Source organism: Faecalibacillus intestinalis, from assembly GCF_015097455.1.
Classification (GTDB): domain Bacteria; phylum Bacillota_I; class Bacilli_A; order Erysipelotrichales; family Coprobacillaceae; genus Faecalibacillus; species Faecalibacillus intestinalis.
Window position 1 is genome coordinate 1,432,265 of record NZ_AP024085.1, and the last position, 19,966, is coordinate 1,452,230.

The following is a 19,966-nucleotide window of genomic DNA, read 5'->3' on the forward strand; positions in this document are numbered from 1 at the left end:
GATTATTGTATGGCGATTGATACTGAATTAGCAAAAAGATTACGTTCATATCGTAATTTTAAACATTTAACACAAAAAGATGTTGCTGCGCATTTAAATGTTCCTCATTCTGCAATTTCCGATATAGAAAATGGTAAAAGAGACATTACTGTTAGCGAGTTAAAAGTGTTTTCAAATTTATATGGTAGAAGTGTAGAAGAAATTATGAGCGGGAAAAAATATGATTATTATAATATTGCCAATATTGCTCGTTTACTTACTGAACTTCCTGATGATGATTTAAAAGAAATCATGTTTATTATTGAATACAAAAGAAAAAGAAATGAAGAACGTCATTTGAAATAATATTATTTTTGACAAGCAAAACGTTTAAATTCATTCAAAATATCTTGATCTTTATCAATTAAAGATTGGGGTATTTTTTTTTGTGTTCTTGAGTCAAAAAAATCAACATGAAGTTTATCATCAACAGATACAATAGCATAGCTTCCACATTGAGATTGCCCTCTATTAAACATAATACTACCAGGATTAATAAATATTTTATTCTTATATATTTCATAATGTGGGACATGTGTGTGTCCATGAAAACAAATATGAATATCCGCTTTGTTCATGTAGTCAACTAAATAATCATATCCTGCATAAACATTAAATTTATGGCCATGTGTAATTAATATATTGCCTAATGCTGTTGGCAATGTTGTAGTTAAAGGGAAAAAACCTTGATCATGATTTCCATCTACAATAGCAGCAAATTCTTTTATAAATGGAGAATTTTCATCAAAACAACTATCTCCACAATGTATTTTTAGATCACATTTTACATTTTCTAAAACTTTTTTTAATTCATCATCATAGCCATGGCTATCGCTTACCAAAAGTATCTTCATAAAAAACCTCCATTATATCAATATAAATTATTATAGTCTAATTTTAATAAAAAATCTATTTTCTGAAATAGAAAAAAAAGAGCGGAAAGGGTTTACATTTAAAAGGATAATTGATAAAATATATACAGGTTATAAATGAGAAGGAGTGTTAAAAATGAAACAAATTTTATTAGTTTGTTCAGCTGGTATGTCTACTAGCTTATTAGTAACTAAAATGGAAGGTGCTGCTAAAGATGCTGGATATGATGCAAAAATTTTCGCATTACCATTTTCTGATGCACCAAGAGTTTTAGAAGACGTTGATGTTATCTTACTTGGCCCACAAGTTAGATTCCAAAAATCTGCTATTGAAAAATTAGTTGCTGGACGTAAAAAAGGACCAATTCCTGTTGAAGTAATCGATATGAGAGATTATGGAACAATGAATGGTAAAGCTGTTTTTGAAATGGCTAAAAAATTAATTGGTGATTAATCACATAAAATAGTAAAAATTGGGGTTAACCCTTTAAAAAATTAGTTAAGGAAGGTATTTATTATTATGAAAAAAATTATGTTAGTTTGTGCTGCTGGTATGTCTACTAGTTTATTAGTAACTAAAATGGAAAAAGCTGCTGCAGCAATGAGTGATGAAGTTGAAATCTTCGCTTTACCAATTTCTGAAGGAGAAAAACGTGTTGGTGATGTAGATTGTATTTTACTTGGCCCACAAGTTAGATTCCAAAAAAATACTATTGAAAAAGCTATGGAAGCTGCTGGTGTAAGCAAACCATGTGACGTAATCGATATGAAAGATTATGGAATGATGAATGGTGAAGCTGTTTATAAAAAAGCTAAAGCTATGATGGGTGAATAATTCACTAGAGACGACTGTTTAACAGTCGTTTTTTATTTTAGTCTTTTTTAATTTTTTTTCATATGCTATAATATTCCAAAAGTATAAGGAGGATAATTATGGAAAAGGGTATTATTACTGTTGTTGGGAAGGATCAAGTTGGAATTATTGCTAAAGTTTGTACTTATTTAGCTGATAACAAACTTAATATTTTAGATATTTCTCAAACTATTATTCAAGGATATTTCAATATGATGACGATTATTGAATTACAAAATGCAACAAAAGATTTTGGTGCTATTTGTGATGAACTTAATGAATTAGGAAATGAAATAGGTGTTAATATCAAGTTACAACATGAAAATATTTTTAATAAAATGCATCGAATTTAAAGGAGATTAGAATGATTAACTTATTTGAAGTTGCAGAAACAAATAAAATGATTGAACAAGAAAATTTAGATGTACGTACAATTACTATAGGGATCAGTTTATTAGATTGTATGGATCATGATATTGATGTTTTATGCAAAAATATATATAACAAAATAACAACTGTAGCAAAAGATTTAGTTAAAACGGGTGAAGAAATTGAAAAGAAATATGGTATTCCAATTGTTAATAAACGTATTTCTGTTACACCTATTGGTTTTGTAGGTTCTAATGCATGTAAATCAACAAAGGATTTTGTTAAAATTGCTAAGACTTTAGATCGATGTGCTGCCGAACTTAAAGTTAATTTTATTGGGGGATATAGCGCTGTTGTTTCTAAAGGAATGACACCTGCTGAAAGACTTTTAATAGAATCTATTCCAGAAGCAATGAAAGTAACAAACAATGTTTGTAGTTCAGTAAATGTTGGTTCTACTAAAACTGGAATTAATATGGATGCTGTTAAATTAATGGGTGAAATTATTAAAGAAACTGCTGATTTAACAAAAGAAAATGACTCAATTGGATGTGCTAAACTTGTTGTTTTATGTAATGCACCTGATGATAACCCATTTATGGCTGGAGCATTTCATGGTGTAAGTGAAGCTGATTGTATTATTAATGTTGGTGTAAGTGGTCCAGGAGTTGTGAAAAACGCAATAGAAAAATGTAAAGGTGAAGATTTTGGCAAATTATGCGAAACAATCAAAAAAACTGCTTTTAAAATTACTCGTGTGGGTCAACTTGTTGCTCAAGAAGCTTCAAAAATGTTAAATATCCCATTTGGAATTATTGACTTATCTCTTGCACCTACACCAGCTGTTGGTGATAGTATTGCTGATTGCTTAGAAGGTATGGGATTAAAGAGTGTAGGGGCACCTGGAACTACTGCAGCATTAGCAATACTTAATGATCAAGTAAAAAAAGGAGGCGTAATGGCATCATCTTATGTTGGGGGACTAAGTGGTGCATTTATTCCTGTAAGTGAAGATCAAGGAATGATTAATGCGGTAGAAAATGGAGCATTAACACTTGAAAAATTAGAAGCAATGACATGTGTATGTAGTGTCGGATTAGATATGATTGCTATTCCTGGTAAAACATCATCAGCTACTATTTCTGGTATTATTGCTGATGAAATGGCTATTGGTATGATCAATCAAAAAACAACAGCTGTAAGAATCATTCCAGTAAGTGGAAAAGATGTAGGTGAAACGGTTGAATTTGGAGGATTATTAGGTTATGCTCCTATTATGCCTGTTAATGAATTTGATTGTTCAGAATTTATAAATCGTGGTGGAAGAATACCAGCACCAATTCATAGTTTTAAAAATTAGAGGAAACTCTAATTTTTTAATATATAAAAAATATTGACGATAATAAATTTGCATTATACAATATTTACGTCACGGGGGTATTATATGGATTATATGGATAGAGAATTACACGAAGAATGTGGTATTTTTGGGATAATTGGTCATCAAGATGCATCACAAATATGTTATTATGGATTACATAGCTTACAACATAGAGGTCAAGAAGCTGCTGGTATCTGTTGTGAAAACAATGGTAAAATGATTTTTCATAAAGGCGAAGGACTTGTTACAGAAGTATTTAACCAAGATAAATTAAAAGAGTTACAAGGTAATTCAGCTATTGGACATGTTAGATATTCTACTGCTGGTGGAGGTGGAATTGCTAATGTTCAACCATTTGTATTTAGAACTATGCAAGGATCTATGAGTATATGTCACAATGGAAACTTAGTTAATGCAAATATTCTAAAACAAGAATTAGAAGAACAAGGAAGCATTTTCTCCTCAACTTCTGATACTGAAGTATTAGGGCATCTTATTAAAAGACAAAGTGGACATATGATTGATAGAATATGTACTTCTTTAGATAAATTAGATGGTGCATTTGCATTTTTAATCATGGTTGATAATAGAATTTATGCTGCAAGGGACAAATATGGATTACGACCTTTATCAATTGGAATTTTACCAAATGGTGCTTATGTGTTTGCATCAGAAACATGCGCATTAGATGTCGTTGGAGCAAAATTTGTAAGAGATGTTGAACCAGGTGAAATTGTTAGGGTAAAAGATGGAAAATTATTAAGTAAGATTTATACAAAAGATCCATTACAAGATAAAATATGTGCTATGGAGTATATTTATTTTTCAAGACCTGATAGTAATTTAGATGGTATAAACGTTCATACAACAAGAAAATTAGCAGGTAAGCAATTATATTATGAAAATCCTATCGATGCAGACGTTGTTATTGGTGTTCCAGATTCATCGATTTCAGCAGCAATTGGATATTCAGAAGCATCAGGAATTCCTTATGAAATGGGATTGGTAAAAAATAAATATGTGGGTAGAACATTTATACAACCAACTCAAGAAATGAGAGAACAAGGTGTACGAATGAAGCTGTCTGCAGTATCGGCAATTGTCAGTGGAAAAAAAGTAGTTATGATTGATGATTCAATTGTACGAGGAACAACTTCGAAAAGAATCGTAAGACATTTAAAAGATGCTGGTGCAACAGAAGTACATGTTAGAATTGCTTCTCCAGCTATTAAATATCCATGTTTTTATGGTGTAGATACATCTACAATAGAAGAATTAATTTCTAATAAAATGAATGTTGAAGAATTATGTAAATATATTGAAGCTGATAGCCTTGCGTTTATTAGTGAAGAAGGATTAAAAAAATCTATTCATTTTTCAAAAGAACATACATGTGGGTTATGTATGTCGTGCTTTAATGGAAATTATGTAACTAATCTATATGATTCATTTGATAAAGCAAATAAATTTGAAAAATAATTTATTTTGATATTATTCAACAATTCAACAATTATTGATCATATTTATTGAAATATTTCAATTTTTACTATATTCTTTAGATGTTGGTAGTAGGATCATCTTAAAATTAGAGATATCCTAAAAGAGCAATATTTATTTTTAATATTGCTTTTTATTTTAACAACATTATATACAAATAAATAAAATATATTTGCACTCGTTGAAATGATTTTTTATATTACTATAATACTTGTTGTTTTACTGCTTAGCATTCTAGATGTTAAAAATAGAAATCATTTAGTATAAGATTAAAATGCACGAATTGAAGTTGTTAATTTACAAATTATTTTGTATGAAATCGAACAGGGTAAGTTATTTATGAAAATAAATTTAATAATTTTTGTTATAAATGATAATATTTGAAATCAAATTACAAAATTTGAATTCAAGTAGATTAAATTGCTTAAAAAATATAAACTTATTATAGTAGATAAAAGATAAAGGAGAATTTCAAATGAAAAAAATCATGTTAGTTTGTTCGGCTGGAATGTCGACAAGTTTATTAGTAACAAAAATGGAACAAGCAGCAGAAAAAGCAGGAGATGAAGTAGAAATCTTTGCTCTTCCAATGTCTGATGGAATTAACAGACTTTCAACTGTGGATTGTGTTTTGCTTGGCCCACAAGTTAGATTCAATTTAGGAAAAATTAAAGAAGAAGCTGCCAAAGTCAATCCAGGACTTCCAGTAGATGTTATTGATATGAAAGATTATGGAACGATGAATGGTGAAAAGGTATACAATTATGCTAAAAAACTAATGGATGAATAAATTTTAATAAAAAGACTATTATAATTTTTAAGATCTATTATTTATAGAAGGAAAATAATTTGCATCTTGCATTTATTTTCCTTTTAAATTTTAACTATTTTCCCAGGAGGCGTCGAAACAGAAGTTATGAATAGCCAAAAAAATATTAGGTAATTTGGTATGGGAAGAATTAAGGCTATAATTAATGTAAAAATAAGCTATAAAATAAGGTGGCATTTAGCCACCTAAAGATTTATTTTTATATACTTAGTACTTCGCATAATGTATATTATATAACTTTTATAATGTATAAATAGTTTTTTATTATTTTAACTATTTATATACTTGTATTATATAATAATAAAATATGTGCATAACATGATAAGTATTACAGAAATAAACATAACAAATATGAATATAGGTTTATTATTACTTTTAAGATTTTTATATAAAGCTAGAAATGAAACGATAAATAATAATATAGATATAAGATAAAATGAATATAAAATAATATTACTGTGCATTTGAATTGCAAATATAAATAATAAAACTCCTAATAAATCCGCAAATAATGAATAAAGAAGGATTTTTCTATTTTCCATTTTTCTATCCCTATTTTAATAATTCTAATATAGATGAACCTATACCGTTATATTTAACATTGAAGTTATCGCAAATTGTAGAACCAATAATTCCAAAAGAATTACTATCATTTAATACTTTCATTTCATTAAATTGTTTTGAATAAATTATAAGTGGTACTTGTTCACGTGTATGATCTGTTCCTCTATATGTTGGATCATTTCCATGATCAGCAGTAACCATTAATAAATCATCATTTTTTAATTCGTTTATTAATTCTCCTAATTGTACATCGAATTCTTCAATTGCTTTTCCATAACCAGCAGCGTTTCTTCTATGCCCATAGACCGCATCGAAATCAACTAAGTTAATAAACGCTAAACCATTAAAATTGTCACTTGCTAATTCAATAGTTTTATTCATACCATCTTCATTACTTACTGTTTTAATTTTTCTTGTAATCCCTTGATCAACAAATATATCTGGTATTTTCCCTACACCTATAACATCTAATCCCGCATCTTTTAAAGAATCAAGCGCAGTTTTAGAAAATGGGGCTAATGCATAATCATGTCTATTAGATGTACGAGTAAAATGTCCTTTTTTTGTTCCTATATATGGTCTAGCGATAACTCTACCAACCTTCCATTTATCATCCATAGCTATTTCTCTAGCAATTTGACATGCATGATATAATTCTTCTAATGGGATAATATCTTCATTTGCAGCAATTTGAAAAACAGAATCGGCAGAAGTATAGACTATCCAATCCCCCGTTTTGATTTGATGTTCTCCATACATATCTAGAATTTTTGTACCACTACATGCAATATTTCCTACACATTTTCTACCAGTTTTTTTCTCAAATAGGTCAATAAATTCTTTAGGAAAACCGGTATCTGTAAATGTAATAAAAGGTTTTTCTGTTTTAAGCCCCATCATTTCCCAATGTCCAGTCATTGTATCCTTACCATTCGATGCTTCATTTAATTTTAAAATATAAGCTTGTGGATTTTGTGTTTTGGTAACACCTTTAAAATCACCTAAATTACCAAATCCTAAATTTTGCAATGTTGGTATATTTAAACCATCACATATTGAACAAATATGACCAACGGTATTTGCTCCAAAATCATTATATTTTTTTGCGTCTTTTGCATTTCCAATTCCCATTGAATCACAAACAATGAGAAAAATTCTATTAAATTTCATGAATACTATCTCCTTTTTTTATTTTTGCTCTTAAATGATATTTATTATAATCATCAATAATTTTATTATTTGAAACATGAGTATAAATAGTGGTTGTTGAAATATCACTATGCCCTAGTAATTCTTGAATAGAACGTAAATCAGCACCATTTTCATACAAGTGAGTTGCAAATGTATGTCGAATAGTATGAGGCGACACTTTCTTTTTGATATTTGCATTTATACATGCTTTTTTTAGGATTTTATAAAAATACTCACTAGATATTTTATTTAAATGATTATTAAAAAACAAGTAATCATTATCTTTAAAATCTAATTTAGGATATCTAAAATCATAAATATAACATGATAAAATTTTACATACATAGTCATTTAAAGGCAAAAGCCTTTCTTTATCCCCTTTTCCAATTACATTTAAATATTTCATTTTTAAATTAAGTTGTGATAATTTTAAATTACACAATTCAGAAACTCTTATACCTGTCGCATATAATAGCTCTAGCATAGCTCTCGTTCTAGCATTTTTAAAATTATCCATTTCAATACTATCAAGTAATGTTTTTATTTCTTCCACATTTAAAACCTGTGGAAGTCTTTTCGTATTTTTTGGTAAATCAAAAGTCTCCATAAGATTTTTTTCAACAATTTCTTCTTTCATCAAAAATTTATAAAATGAGCGTAGTGAAACCATTTTTCGTGATAAAGAAGATGCTGCTAAAGATGTAAATTGTTGTAAATATTTTCTGATCATATCTTTATCAATTTGATTGATTAAAACAACTTGATTTTGTTTTTGAATATAGTTTATAAAATGTTCAAGATCTCGCATATAATTTTTTAATGTATTATCTGATACCTTTTTTTCTATTAATAAATATTGTTTATATTCGTTAAGTGCATCATATATGTTCATATTACCACCATATTTATTATATCACGAATGATTATTGAAGAACAATTTTATATAAGGTAAATTTTTAATAGTGCAGATATGAATATTAAAAAACATATAATAATTAAGTAATTTAAAATATAATTAAATAAATATTTTAAACTGAAGTTATCTTTTTGTATGAAAGTTAATTTGAAACTTTGTATAGAAAGATAAGTTGACATAAAAGACATCACATACGTAATTAAAATTTCAATAATCATTTGAGGTAATACAATAATAAAAATATTATGAAACGAAAGAAGTGATTGATAATATTTAAAAATAAAAGAAATAATACATAAAATTCTATAAATGATTCCAATTGATATAACGGGAGCACCAATAAAACTTGTTGCTGAAACCATGATGATTATTATGTACAAAAACGTACATAATAGATACGAATTTAGTTGATGTGTTTTAAAGAATATGAGATCAACCGAAATTTTATAAAGAGAATATTTATTTAATGAAAAAAATATAATTGAAATAATTGTTGAATAAAGAAAATTTAAGAATAAATATTGATGCAAATACATATTTTTCTTTTGAATAAAAAAAGACATCGTATCTCCTCCTATAGCATAGGATATGATGTCTTCTTTTTTTTATGATTATTCTTTTCTGTACTTATTTTTTGATTTATTTAATAAAGCAGAAGCCATTGTCAAATGATATTTATTCTCACTATTAATTTTATTGATTACAGCCTCTGTTGTTTTTATTTTATTTTTCTCAATATTTTTGTCAAATAGACTTACTTGTTTTTTATAACTGCTTCGATTGATAACATTATTTAACGAAACTCCAATAAGTCTAAGAGGTTTTCCACTATAATTTTTATCAAATAAGTATTTTGCAGTAGAAAGTATTATCTCATATTCATTGAAATAATCAATTAAAGGAGTTTGTCGAGTAACTGACTCAAATCGAGAATACTTAATCGTAATACTGATCGAATTGCCAATCAAATTTCTTTTTTTTGCTCTAAATGAAACTTTAGAACATAATATACGTAAAGTTTCATAAATAGTCTCTATATCATTTGTATCGTATTGTAAGGTTGTTGAATTACCTACAGATTTTAATTCGTTTTTTTCAGTATTAACTTTAGAAATATCTATTCCATTGGCTTTTCTATATAATAGAAGTGCATTTTTCCCAATAATCTGACGTAATTTATTATAGTTATCATAATTAGCTACATCTCCAATAGTTAAAATACCCATTTCTTTGAGTTTAGGTGCAGTTTTTTTACCGATTCCAAACATTTCAGAAACATCAAGGGGCCAAAGTAATTGTTTATAATTAGATTTATTTAAAATGGTAATACCCATTGGTTTTTTCATATCACTAGCCATTTTAGCCATAAATTTATTAGGAGCAATTCCAATAGAACATTTTAATTTTAATGTATTTAAAACATCATTTTGAATGATTTTTGCAAGTTTGTAAGGATGAATATTATGTTCGATAATGTAATTAGAAAAATCAACATAACATTCATCAATACTTGCTATTTCTAACAAAGGACTATATGTTGAAATCAATTCAAAAAATTGACTTGATAAACGTCTATATAAATCAAAATTTACGGGTTTTATGATTAAATTTTTACATAATTGTTTAGCTTGAAATAATGGCATTGCAGAATGGATTCCATATTTTCTTGCTTCATATGAAGCAGTAGAAACAATCGCACGCCTATTATTTCCAGATATTACTAAAGGTTTTCCTTCCAAAGAAGAATCATTTGCCATTTCAGCACTTGCATAAAATGCATTTAAATCTATATGAAATATAATTTGCATATAGCAGCTCACTCCCTTAGCAACATTGTAACATATTTTAATTATAAATAGTGCCCTTTATTTGCTAATGCTGTTTTATGTGCTAATCTCAATTTATCGGCAATCATTGCAATAAATTCAGAATTTGTTGGTTTAGATTTGGAAGCAGATACTGTGTATCCAAAGATATCATCAATGGCCTCAGTATTTCCTCTATTCCATGCAACTTCGATTGCATGTCGGATAGCTCTTTCTACTCTTGAAGAAGTGGTATTATAATTTCTTGCAATTTCTGGATATAGTACTTTCGTTACTTGACCTAAAATATCAATATTATCATATGTTTTCATAATTGCTGTTCTTAAATACATATATCCTTTTATATGAGCAGGAATACCCACTTCATGTAAAATTTCTGTGATTTCATTTTCGATTTTAACTTTTTGATTTTTATCTCATCTGAAAAAACACGTTTAATAACATCCATAAAATAATTAAAATCAAAAGGAATTTTAAAACAATAGCTTACATTTAATTTTTCTAGTGCATTACTTATCAATGGACTAGTAAAACTTGTAATACATACAACTTTTTGATAAGCATTTTTGTTGACTTCATTCACTTTCTCTAATACTCCGACACCATCAATATCAGTGAGCATCAGATCAATAACTAATAAATCACAATTGTTTGTTTTAAAAAAAGTAATTGCATCGCCTGCACTATTAGCAGTACCTACAATTTGATAATTGGAAAATTTTTCAAATTGTTGTGCTATACCTTCTAACAGTTCATGATTTTCCACAATAATAAAGATTTTCTTTTTTTCCATAATTACCTCCCATCCACTACCAACAACCATATTATATAAAGTATTCTAATTTATGTTTAGATTTTAGATAAAAAATAACATAAATTTATAAATTTAATAACTAATATTTAGCATTTTTAAAAATATATCTACATTTTTCTTGAGTATTTTTTATTATTTGTCGAATTTTAGAAAAATAAGAAATAAAAATTATTACATGTTTTGTTAAAAATAAGATAAAATTAGTATTATTTTTTTATAAAAGCCATGTCAAAAACATGGCTTTTATTCATTATCTATCATCCATTGTATATACATGCCATACCCTTCCAATATTTCTGATTTACTTGCATGTGTAACACAACCTATTAATTTGTTATTTTGAATGATCGGAGAACCACTCATACCTTGAATAATACCATGACATTGTTCTATGATTTTTTGATCTGTAACAATAAATTTTATTCCTTTTTCCATAGGTTTATCTTGTTTTAATAGATCAGTAATTTTTATCTTACATTTTTCTACATTATTTTCATTTAAAACCGTAAGAAAATAGGCATCTCCTAATTTAACTTCATCTATGGTAGCAGTTTTATAAACATTTTTATTTGGAAGATTATTAATTTTCCCATAAACGCCAAAATTATTATTTTTTTCTATCTCACCTATAGATTGATTATCAATATTACCAATTTTTTGACCTATATTGTATGACTCGGTTTTCTTTATACCTTTTATGGAAGCAGAATACAGTGAACCATCACTTATATCAAGATCATCATCAACCATATTGTGCCCTAAACAAGCAAATTTTCCTGTATTTAATTGATAATAGGTAACAGTTCCTATTCCTTTAGCACAATCTTTTACATATAACCCTGTACTAAATTCAGCATTATTTTTATAAATTTTCATAGTTTTATGATAAATATTCGATGCCCTTTTTATTGTGAATTCTAAATTACTTGTATTGCAATTTTTTATAATATTTGTTAAATCATCAATTGTTTTAACATTTTTCTTATCAACACTGGTAATAATGTCATTAATTTCAAAATAATTAGATGGATCAATAATTTCATTGTCAACTTTTATTTTATAGAAACCAGTAATGCAAACACCATCATAATTTAATATTATTCCAACAGATTCTCCTCCAATTAAAACATCAATTGCATTAATAGGTACTATCATTAATATAATAGATAGACAACAGGTATAGAAGGATATTTTAAGCTTTTTAAAAAGCATAGATACCTCCTGTAGCTTTTTTTTGCTACAACATATTTTGGTATCTATGCTCTAATTTTATACACTTATTTCTTTCAATTTTTTTGCATGGTCTATAGATTGTTGTGTAATTTCTTTACCAGAAATCATTTTGGCTAATTCATAAACACTTTCTTTTTCATTAAGCAATCTTACATGTACTTTACTTGTGTTATCCATTTGCTCTTTTTCAATAAACAAATGGTTATTAGCAAAACATGCGACTTGAGCTAAATGTGTAATACAAATAACTTGTTGTTTTTTTGAGATTTTTTTCATAACGTACCCAATGCTTTCAGCAACTTTACCGCTGACTCCTGTATCTGCTTCATCAAAGATGATTGTACCGCCATCTTTTGAATTTTGTGAAACAGCTTTAATTGCTAGCATAATACGTGATAATTCTCCACCCGAAGCAATTTTTTGAAGTGGTTGAAGTGGTTGACCACTATTTGTTGAAACAACAATTTTAACATTATCTATTCCGTTATCATTAAAATCATTAATTTGAAAATCAAATTTAAATTGAACTTGTTGAAGATACATTTGATTTAAAATATATTTTACTTCTTTTTCTAATTCTAATGCTTTATTTTTTCTTAAAATAGAAATTTTTTTAGCATAGTAAATTAATTGATTCTCTGTTTCTTTAAGTTTTAAATTGATATTTTCAATCATTTGATCTCTATTTTTGAATAATTCTATTTTTTCTATTAAACTATTTTTAAAATCAATAATAGCATCAATTGTTTGGCCATATTTACGTTTAAGCTTGTTTAATTTGAAAAAGGTATCTTGTACTTCATTATAACGTTCTTCACTAAAGTATGATTGAGAAAATTGATCATAAATATCTTGATTTATACCATCTACTGTATAATAAAGATCATATAGTTGATCATAATTGTGCTTAATATCATCAATTTCGAGATATGAAAGTTCGTTTAAACTTTGTTTGAAGAGATCCATTATTCCTTTTGAAGAATCCATTAATGCTTTATAGTTTTTAATATGTTGAGAATTTTTTTCATAATTTAATAGATTATTTCTCTCTTTTAAAAACTCTTCTTCATCAAAATTTTCTAAATCTAATTCTTCTATTTCTTCTAATTGAGCTAAATAAAAATCTAATTGTTCATCAGTTAATTCTTCTTTTGTTAAAGAAAGGAATTTTTGATTTAGATTTTTATACGTTTGATAAAGAGTAAGATATTCTTTTTTTAAATCAATTAATTCATTTCCAATAAAATTATCTAATAGCTTTAAATGATAGGATTCATTAAATAATTGATGTGTTTCAAATTGAGAATGTATGTCTACAATTTGTGACATTATTTTTTTTAATAATAATTGACTAGAATTACGATAATTAATTTTGATTGCTGATTTACCATCGTGATTAATTTTTTTTGAAATAACAAGATGCTCATCAATGGGAAAATTATTATCCAATAAAATTTTATCTATTTCTTTATTAGAAGAAAAAACACCTTCAATAAATGCATAATCAGCCCCATTTTTTACAAATGATGGTTGACTACGTTGACCTATCAATTGACCAATAGCATCAATGATAATTGATTTCCCTGCACCTGTTTCTCCAGTTAACACTGTCATTCCTGATTGAAAGTCTATTTGAACTTGATCAATGATTGCAAAATTTTCTATATATAAACTTTCTATCATAGTATCACCCATCCTTTACCCTTTAAAACAAATATGTGCTTCATTTACAACATTTTCAATATCAATAGGATTATTTACTCCACCAACTTTAAAATGAGCTAAAAACTCAATATTACCTTCTCCACCGGTAATTGGGGAAAAAGACAATGCTTGTAAGCTCAAATGACATTCATTTGCATACGTAATGACATTTTCGATAACCTTTAAATGTGTTTTAGGGTCTTTTACAATTCCCTTTTTCCCAACTTCATCTTTTCCTGCTTCAAATTGAGGCTTGATCAACGCTACAATATCATCATTTTCATTTAATATATCTTTAAGAGGGATAAAAATATGTTTCAAAGAAATAAAAGAAACATCAATCGTTGCAATATTAGGTATCCCATTTTCAAACAAATCACGGGTAGCATATCTAAAATTCGTTTTTTCTTTAACAATAACTCGTGGATCATTTCTTAATTTCCAAACAAGTTGATTCGTACCTACATCTACAGCATAAACACATTGTGCACCATTTTGAAGAGCACAATCTGTAAATCCTCCTGTTGAAGAACCAATATCAACCATAACACGATTTTGCATTGAAATATCAAATATTTTTAGTGCTTTTTCTAATTTTAAACCGCCTCTAGAAACATAGGGCATAACCGTTCCCTTTACAAAAAGCTCCATATCTACAGGGACTTTTGTACCAGGTTTATCAATAATTTCATGATCATTATGAACTATTCCAGCCATAATAGCACGTTTTGCTTTTTCACGCGAGTCAAAGAATCCTTGTTCTACTAGTAATACATCAATTCTCTTTTTTTCCATTCATTAATTCCTCACATTTATTTATAACAGTATCTAAATCAATTTTTTCATCATCATATATTTCTTGTACAGATCCTTGCTTTGAATAATGATCTGCAAGTGCAATATGTTCAAAAGTTCTTAAAATATGTTTTTCATTACAATAAGTCAATAATATCGAACCTAATGATCCTGTTTTTAAAATAGTTTCATATACAAGAATCGGTTTATTATTTTCAGTAAATATTTTATGTACCATATCTTCATCTATAGGCTTAATAAATCTCGCATTTATAATTCTAATATTTAAATGTTTACTTTTGATTATTGTTTTTATCTTTTCAACATTATCACCATAACAAATTAAAGTCATTTTATAGTCATCTTTACAAGATTCAATAGTCCAGGTACCTAATTCTAATTGATTATTATAATCAACTTTTATATCATCAATACTTCCTCTAGGTATTCTAATAAAATAAGGTTTATTAAAATTATGAAATGCTGTATTTACAAATTGACGAAGTTCTCTAGCATCTTTAGGAGCAAAAAGAACGATGTTAGGAATAGGTGATAAAATACTTACATCAAATACCCCATGATGCGTTGGGCCATCTTCTCCTACAATACCTGCACGATCAATACTGCAAAGACATGGTAAATCCATTCTAGCAATATCATGATTAATTTGATCATAAGCTCTTTGTAAAAAAGAAGAGTAGACAGAAATAAAAGGTTTTTTTTGAGAAATAGATAAACCTGCTGTAAAAGTAAGAGCATGCTCTTCAGCAATTCCTACATCAAAACATCTTTCTGGGAATACTTTAAATAAATTATTCATTGCAGATCCTTTAATCATTGCAGGAGTAATTGAAACAATATCCTTATCAATTTTCATCCATTGTAAAACCTGATCAGATATAATTTCCGACCATGATTTTTTTGAAGGATTTCCAGAAGAAAGCACACGGCCACTTTTTACATTAAATGGTGGAGTTCCATGCCATTTACCTTCTTGATCATTTTCAGCAAATGAATAACCTTTTCCTTTTTCAGTAACAACATGTACAACGACACTCTTTTTATTCTTTTGTGCAAGTTGCAATACTCTTATCAATTCAACAATATTATGTCCATCCACCGGACCTAAATAATCAATACCAAAGTCTTCAAAAATAGTATCATTTATAAAACCTCTTTTTACAAAGTCTTTAATATATTTTGTAGCTTTATAAACACCTTCTCCTAATTTCCCATGTTGTAAAATCGAACGATAGTCATCTTTCATTTTATTATATGTATTAGACATACGCACATTATTTAGAAAGTTGTTCATACCACCAATGCTTTTAGAGATTGACATTTGATTATCATTTAAAATTAAAATTACTTTATTATTAATTGAACCAAGATGATTTAAAGCTTCTAAAGATTCGCCGCCTACAATAGCTCCATCGCCTACTACAGGAACAACGCTAAAACTTTCTTTATTTAAGTCTCTTGCAATTGCCATTGCTACAGCTGCCGAAAGAGCTGTAGAAGAATGACCAGCCTCCCAAACATCATGTTTACTTTCACAACGTTTTTGAAAGCCTGATAAACCATTGAATTTTCTTAAATGTGTAAAATCTTTTGCACGTCCTGTTAAAATTTTATGAACATAACATTGATGTCCTACATCAAAAAATATTTTATCTTCAGGTGAGTTAAACACATAATGCAAAGCAATAGTTAATTCAACAATTCCTAAATTACTTGATAAATGTCCACCTGTTTGAGAAACAGATTCAATAATAAATTGGCGAATATCCTTTGCTAAGTCATTCAATTCCTTTTCTGTTAATTCTTTTAAAAAAGAAGGACCTTTAATTTTTGTTAAATCCATTTATCTCACTCTTTTCCATAATTTTTCAATAATTTCCAAAATCAATCCATGATTTAGTGTTAAAGAATACACAAGTTGCTGAGCTTCATTAAATAGCAAATCAACTTCTTTTTGAGAATTTTCAATTCCTAAAAGTGTAACATAAGTTTCTTTATGATTTGCTTCGTCACTTCCTGTATTTTTACCCAATGTTTTGGCATCAGATGTCACATCTAAAATATCGTCTTGAATTTGAAATGCTAAGCCAATTTTATAACCTATTTGTTTTAAAATTTCTAAATCGTTTGGTGAGGCAATTAAAGCCCCCATTTGAAAGGCACAAGATAATAATTTTCCTGTTTTATAATGGTGAATTTTATCTAATGTTTCTTTTGAAAGCTTTTTTTCTTCATTTTCAATATCATATTCTTGTCCTAAAATCATCCCGTTTATGCCACTTGATGTATATAAACAAGAAACAAGTGAAAGTTTTAATGAATCATTTAGATTGGTTTGTAAAATGATGTTTACTGCTTCATTAAGAAGACCATCTCCTGCTAAAATTGCTGTTGCTTCACCAAATTGTTTATGACATGTTGGTTTTCCACGTCTTAAATCATCATTGTCCATTCCAGGTAAATCATCATGGATCAATGAATAAGTGTGTATCATTTCTAATGCACAAGCAATATCAATATACTTTCTATAATCAAGACCATATGCTCTAATCACTTGTAAAACAATTAATGGTCTAATTCGCTTTCCCCCTGCTTTTAAAGAATAATACATAGCTTCCTTAACCTTACTATCAGGATATTGAGATAAAATATTTTCAAGTCTTTGATTAATTTCATTTATAACATTATTCATTATTTTCTACCTCTACATCAAAATCTTCTAATTGACCATCAATAAGTATTTTAGAAACTTTATTTTCTACATTTCCTAATTTTTTTGAACAATATTGAGAAAGCTGTACGCCTTCTTGAAAAAGTTCAACACTATCATCTAAAGATGTTTCGTTATTTTCTAATAAATCGACAATTTCTTCTAATCGTTTTATTGCCTGTTCGAATGTCATTTTTTTCATATACATTACTCCTTATAAATCGTTGCTTTAACGTAACCGTCTTTTAAATAGATAGAAACATTATCTTCATTATTTAAATCATCTATACTTGAAACATATTGATTTTCTTTTTTTACTAAAGCATAGCCCCTTTCTAACGTTTGTAAAGGACTTAATGCATTTAATTTAGAAATCAACATACTTAAGTTATTTCGATTAGCTTTAAGTTTGTTATGAAAATTTATTTTTAATAAATTTTCACATGTTTGAATCTTTTGTTGATAATGACTTACAAATACTTTATTTTGAGATTGTAATTGTAAATTAAGTTTTGTATAAATAACCATATTATTATTTAAACGTTTTTCCATGAAATTAGAAATTTTATCTTGTAAATAAGAAACATATTGTAAGTGATCACCATATAGTTTTTCGGGATTTTTAAATAAATAAAAGTGTGTTAAGCGATTTATTCTTGTATTCAATGTTTCAATTTTATACTTCATATTTGATTTTAAAAGACCATCTAACATTGATAAATGCTTATACATATCTTCTATATTAGGTGTGGCTTCAATAGCTGCATAAGTAGGTGTTAACGCTCTTAAATCACATACATAATCACATATTGTAAAATCTGTTTCATGCCCTATTCCACAAATAATAGGTGTTTTTAATTCAAAAATTGTTCTTGCTAATGCTTCTTCATTAAAATTCCATAAATTCTCTAACGAGCCACCACCTCGTGCCAAAATAATGGTATTAAAGTGAAGTTCATCTACGAATTTCAAAGTTGAAATAATTTTAAAATATGCGTCTTTCCCCTGTACAGGTATAGGAAAAATGATAACTCTACACACAGGAAAACGTTTTTTTAAAGTACGCATTACATCCATTAATGCAGCACTAGGATATGCTGATAAAACAGCAATTTTGCTAGGGTAAGAAGGAATATTTTTTTTATATTTTTCATCAAACAAACCTTCTTGTAGTAATGATTTTTTCAAATTCTCAAATTTTAAAAATAATGAACCTAGTCCATCAGGTTCAATATTTTTAACTATTAATTGATTATATCCTGTAACTGCATAAACAGAAACAGTTGCTTCTATTAAAACTGAATCACCATTTTTTACATCAAAATTTAATTGTTCAGCAAATCCTTTATACATAATCGCACTAATATGTGATTTACCATCTTTTAGTGTAAAATACAAATGACCAGAACTCATATTTCTTTTAAAATTAGATATTTCACCCTTGATGAAGACATGCTGTAATTGCATATCAACATCTATTTTTCGCTTTAAATAGTTATTTAAAGCAGAAACTGTTATATATTTTTTATCCAATGGCACCTAAAACTCCATTAATAAATTTATAAGCATCTTCATCACAGTATTTTTTTGCTAATTCAACTGCTTGATTAATTGAAATTTCTTTAGAAACTTCATTTCGTTCATAAATAGCTACATAAAGAATTGCTTTTTCCATCATAGAAAGACGATCAATTGACCATGATTTTTTCAAATTTTTTTCAATAAGAGGCACATATTCATCAATACGTTCAATCGTATTGAAAACAATTTCTTTACAAAGTTCAATTTCTCTTTCATCCATTCTTGGTTTATAACATTCGTTTAAATAATTCATAATTTCTTCTTCTGTTGAATTTGTTAAAAGATATTGGTAAACTGCAATAACAGCTTTTTCTCTAATTAATTTTTTTCTTACTTTTTCCATACACATTTCCTTCCAAAATATATTCATATTCTATCATAGTTTCTTACGAAATTAAATAAATAAACACAATAAAAAAGGAATTGCTAGACAATCCCTAGAATTTAATTTTATTGACATTAACATTCACTTTAACATTTCTAAAGCCAATATATCTATCAATAGCATTTACAACTTCGTTTTGAATTTCACTAACAACTTTTCCAACATTAAGCCCATAATCAATGACAATGTCAATACCGATGATTACTTGATTATGATCATTGATTTCAATATTTACAGAATTTTTCCCACCATCAAAATCAATCCCGTTTATTTTACTCACTTCATGATTAGTAATTGCTTGAAAAACAGATAATTCAATATATTGTTCACCTAAATTATTTTTCTTTTCTACTGTATAGTATTCCATAAAATTACTCCTTTATATC

The 19,966-nt window shown here is 27.4% G+C and carries 20 protein-coding genes and 1 pseudogene; 7 read left to right on the forward strand and 14 right to left on the reverse strand.

Going from position 1 to position 19,966, the window contains the following annotated elements; genetic code table 11:
- Positions 1 to 9 precede the first annotated feature (9 nt).
- Positions 10 to 345 (forward strand): helix-turn-helix domain-containing protein, encoded by a 336-nt coding sequence (locus Fi14EGH31_RS07825; RefSeq protein WP_022001265.1) that lies wholly within the window; start codon positions 10 to 12, stop codon positions 343 to 345.
- A gap of 2 nt (positions 346 to 347) precedes the next feature.
- Here Fi14EGH31_RS07825 and Fi14EGH31_RS07830 read toward each other — a convergent pair whose 3' ends face one another.
- Positions 348 to 893: a metallophosphoesterase family protein gene (locus tag Fi14EGH31_RS07830; RefSeq protein WP_117788736.1), complete on the reverse strand. Its 546-nt coding sequence runs from the start codon at positions 891 to 893 to the stop codon at positions 348 to 350.
- A gap of 154 nt (positions 894 to 1,047) precedes the next feature.
- On the opposite strand from Fi14EGH31_RS07830, the gene Fi14EGH31_RS07835 reads away from it, so the two are divergent.
- From Fi14EGH31_RS07835 to Fi14EGH31_RS07860, 6 genes are all read left to right on the forward strand, one after another.
- Positions 1,048 to 1,365 carry a PTS sugar transporter subunit IIB gene (locus Fi14EGH31_RS07835; protein WP_200765350.1) on the forward strand — a complete coding sequence of 106 codons (318 nt, stop codon included), beginning with the start codon at positions 1,048 to 1,050 and terminating at the stop codon, positions 1,363 to 1,365.
- Between the two features lie 66 nt (positions 1,366 to 1,431).
- The gene (locus Fi14EGH31_RS07840) at positions 1,432 to 1,746 is read left to right on the forward strand and encodes a PTS sugar transporter subunit IIB (RefSeq protein WP_234697840.1); all 315 of its coding nucleotides are present in this window, start codon (positions 1,432 to 1,434) and stop codon (positions 1,744 to 1,746) included.
- A gap of 98 nt (positions 1,747 to 1,844) precedes the next feature.
- A complete protein-coding gene (locus Fi14EGH31_RS07845) occupies positions 1,845 to 2,117 on the forward strand; it encodes an ACT domain-containing protein (protein ID WP_200765351.1) in 273 nt (90 codons plus the stop codon).
- An 11-nt stretch (positions 2,118 to 2,128) separates the two neighbouring features.
- A complete protein-coding gene (locus Fi14EGH31_RS07850; RefSeq protein ID WP_022000843.1) occupies positions 2,129 to 3,493 on the forward strand; it encodes a PFL family protein in 1,365 nt (454 codons plus the stop codon).
- 84 nt (positions 3,494 to 3,577) lie between these two features.
- Complete coding sequence (gene purF / locus Fi14EGH31_RS07855) at positions 3,578 to 4,993, forward strand: amidophosphoribosyltransferase (protein WP_200764691.1); 1,416 nt, start codon at positions 3,578 to 3,580, stop codon at positions 4,991 to 4,993.
- A 493-nt stretch (positions 4,994 to 5,486) separates the two neighbouring features.
- Positions 5,487 to 5,801 carry a PTS sugar transporter subunit IIB gene (locus tag Fi14EGH31_RS07860; RefSeq protein WP_117864310.1) on the forward strand — a complete coding sequence of 105 codons (315 nt, stop codon included), beginning with the start codon at positions 5,487 to 5,489 and terminating at the stop codon, positions 5,799 to 5,801.
- Positions 5,802 to 6,392: 591 nt separating this feature from the next.
- Here Fi14EGH31_RS07860 and Fi14EGH31_RS07865 read toward each other — a convergent pair.
- From Fi14EGH31_RS07865 to Fi14EGH31_RS07925, 13 genes and pseudogenes are all read right to left on the reverse strand, one after another.
- The gene (locus Fi14EGH31_RS07865) at positions 6,393 to 7,574 is read right to left on the reverse strand and encodes a phosphopentomutase (RefSeq protein WP_117864312.1); all 1,182 of its coding nucleotides are present in this window, start codon (positions 7,572 to 7,574) and stop codon (positions 6,393 to 6,395) included.
- Entirely contained in the window at positions 7,564 to 8,487 is a 924-nt protein-coding gene (xerA, locus tag Fi14EGH31_RS07870; RefSeq protein WP_022001573.1) for a site-specific tyrosine recombinase/integron integrase, read from the reverse strand. Before xerA ends, Fi14EGH31_RS07865 begins: the two co-directional genes overlap by 11 nt.
- 635 nt (positions 8,488 to 9,122) lie before the next feature.
- Positions 9,123 to 10,319, reverse strand: a complete 1,197-nt coding sequence (locus tag Fi14EGH31_RS07875) for a DNA polymerase IV (RefSeq protein WP_118346730.1) — start codon at positions 10,317 to 10,319, stop codon at positions 9,123 to 9,125.
- A 41-nt stretch (positions 10,320 to 10,360) separates the two neighbouring features.
- Positions 10,361 to 11,130 (reverse strand): annotated as a pseudogene (spo0A, locus tag Fi14EGH31_RS15630) (sporulation transcription factor Spo0A).
- 264 nt (positions 11,131 to 11,394) lie between these two features.
- The gene (locus Fi14EGH31_RS07885; RefSeq protein WP_107029437.1) at positions 11,395 to 12,363 is read right to left on the reverse strand and encodes a SpoIVB peptidase S55 domain-containing protein; all 969 of its coding nucleotides are present in this window, start codon (positions 12,361 to 12,363) and stop codon (positions 11,395 to 11,397) included.
- Between the two features lie 57 nt (positions 12,364 to 12,420).
- A complete protein-coding gene (recN, locus tag Fi14EGH31_RS07890; protein ID WP_118346798.1) occupies positions 12,421 to 14,067 on the reverse strand; it encodes a DNA repair protein RecN in 1,647 nt (548 codons plus the stop codon).
- A 15-nt stretch (positions 14,068 to 14,082) separates the two neighbouring features.
- Complete coding sequence (locus tag Fi14EGH31_RS07895; protein WP_022001567.1) at positions 14,083 to 14,883, reverse strand: TlyA family RNA methyltransferase; 801 nt, start codon at positions 14,881 to 14,883, stop codon at positions 14,083 to 14,085.
- Positions 14,864 to 16,747 carry a 1-deoxy-D-xylulose-5-phosphate synthase gene (gene dxs / locus Fi14EGH31_RS07900; RefSeq protein ID WP_117574666.1) on the reverse strand — a complete coding sequence of 628 codons (1,884 nt, stop codon included), beginning with the start codon at positions 16,745 to 16,747 and terminating at the stop codon, positions 14,864 to 14,866. The genes Fi14EGH31_RS07895 and dxs overlap by 20 nt, the downstream gene beginning before the upstream one ends.
- A complete protein-coding gene (locus tag Fi14EGH31_RS07905) occupies positions 16,748 to 17,596 on the reverse strand; it encodes a polyprenyl synthetase family protein (RefSeq protein ID WP_200764692.1) in 849 nt (282 codons plus the stop codon). It abuts the gene before it with no gap.
- Positions 17,589 to 17,816 (reverse strand): exodeoxyribonuclease VII small subunit, encoded by a 228-nt coding sequence (gene xseB, locus Fi14EGH31_RS07910; RefSeq protein ID WP_117574665.1) that lies wholly within the window; start codon positions 17,814 to 17,816, stop codon positions 17,589 to 17,591. The genes Fi14EGH31_RS07905 and xseB overlap by 8 nt, the downstream gene beginning before the upstream one ends.
- A 5-nt stretch (positions 17,817 to 17,821) precedes the next feature.
- The gene (gene xseA / locus Fi14EGH31_RS07915) at positions 17,822 to 19,147 is read right to left on the reverse strand and encodes an exodeoxyribonuclease VII large subunit (RefSeq protein WP_117480452.1); all 1,326 of its coding nucleotides are present in this window, start codon (positions 19,145 to 19,147) and stop codon (positions 17,822 to 17,824) included.
- On the reverse strand, positions 19,140 to 19,538 hold the full coding sequence (nusB, locus tag Fi14EGH31_RS07920; protein ID WP_107029442.1) for a transcription antitermination factor NusB: 399 nt from the start codon (positions 19,536 to 19,538) through the stop codon (positions 19,140 to 19,142). The genes xseA and nusB overlap by 8 nt, the downstream gene beginning before the upstream one ends.
- A 94-nt stretch (positions 19,539 to 19,632) precedes the next feature.
- Positions 19,633 to 19,947 carry an Asp23/Gls24 family envelope stress response protein gene (locus Fi14EGH31_RS07925; RefSeq protein WP_022001561.1) on the reverse strand — a complete coding sequence of 105 codons (315 nt, stop codon included), beginning with the start codon at positions 19,945 to 19,947 and terminating at the stop codon, positions 19,633 to 19,635.
- Positions 19,948 to 19,966: the final 19 nt, after the last annotated feature.

What these genes read in the sequence shown, in the direction of transcription:
- Fi14EGH31_RS07895 (WP_022001567.1), bottom strand. Translation starts at nt 14,883, where the DNA reads ATGGAAAAAAAGAGAATTGATGTATTACTAGTAGAACAAGGATTCTTT.
- Fi14EGH31_RS07865 (WP_117864312.1), bottom strand. Translation starts at nt 7,574, where the DNA reads ATGAAATTTAATAGAATTTTTCTCATTGTTTGTGATTCAATGGGAATT.
- Fi14EGH31_RS07845 (WP_200765351.1), top strand. Translation starts at nt 1,845, where the DNA reads ATGGAAAAGGGTATTATTACTGTTGTTGGGAAGGATCAAGTTGGAATT.
- Fi14EGH31_RS07850 (WP_022000843.1), top strand. Translation starts at nt 2,129, where the DNA reads ATGATTAACTTATTTGAAGTTGCAGAAACAAATAAAATGATTGAACAA.
- Fi14EGH31_RS07840 (WP_234697840.1), top strand. Translation starts at nt 1,432, where the DNA reads ATGAAAAAAATTATGTTAGTTTGTGCTGCTGGTATGTCTACTAGTTTA.
- purF (WP_200764691.1), top strand. Translation starts at nt 3,578, where the DNA reads ATGGATTATATGGATAGAGAATTACACGAAGAATGTGGTATTTTTGGG.
- Fi14EGH31_RS07905 (WP_200764692.1), bottom strand. Translation starts at nt 17,596, where the DNA reads ATGAATAATGTTATAAATGAAATTAATCAAAGACTTGAAAATATTTTA.
- recN (WP_118346798.1), bottom strand. Translation starts at nt 14,067, where the DNA reads ATGATAGAAAGTTTATATATAGAAAATTTTGCAATCATTGATCAAGTT.
- Fi14EGH31_RS07860 (WP_117864310.1), top strand. Translation starts at nt 5,487, where the DNA reads ATGAAAAAAATCATGTTAGTTTGTTCGGCTGGAATGTCGACAAGTTTA.
- xseB (WP_117574665.1), bottom strand. Translation starts at nt 17,816, where the DNA reads ATGAAAAAAATGACATTCGAACAGGCAATAAAACGATTAGAAGAAATT.
- Fi14EGH31_RS07835 (WP_200765350.1), top strand. Translation starts at nt 1,048, where the DNA reads ATGAAACAAATTTTATTAGTTTGTTCAGCTGGTATGTCTACTAGCTTA.
- dxs (WP_117574666.1), bottom strand. Translation starts at nt 16,747, where the DNA reads ATGGATTTAACAAAAATTAAAGGTCCTTCTTTTTTAAAAGAATTAACA.
- Fi14EGH31_RS07875 (WP_118346730.1), bottom strand. Translation starts at nt 10,319, where the DNA reads ATGCAAATTATATTTCATATAGATTTAAATGCATTTTATGCAAGTGCT.
- nusB (WP_107029442.1), bottom strand. Translation starts at nt 19,538, where the DNA reads ATGGAAAAAGTAAGAAAAAAATTAATTAGAGAAAAAGCTGTTATTGCA.
- xerA (WP_022001573.1), bottom strand. Translation starts at nt 8,487, where the DNA reads ATGAACATATATGATGCACTTAACGAATATAAACAATATTTATTAATA.
- Fi14EGH31_RS07885 (WP_107029437.1), bottom strand. Translation starts at nt 12,363, where the DNA reads ATGCTTTTTAAAAAGCTTAAAATATCCTTCTATACCTGTTGTCTATCT.
- Fi14EGH31_RS07830 (WP_117788736.1), bottom strand. Translation starts at nt 893, where the DNA reads ATGAAGATACTTTTGGTAAGCGATAGCCATGGCTATGATGATGAATTA.
- Fi14EGH31_RS07825 (WP_022001265.1), top strand. Translation starts at nt 10, where the DNA reads ATGGCGATTGATACTGAATTAGCAAAAAGATTACGTTCATATCGTAAT.
- Fi14EGH31_RS07925 (WP_022001561.1), bottom strand. Translation starts at nt 19,947, where the DNA reads ATGGAATACTATACAGTAGAAAAGAAAAATAATTTAGGTGAACAATAT.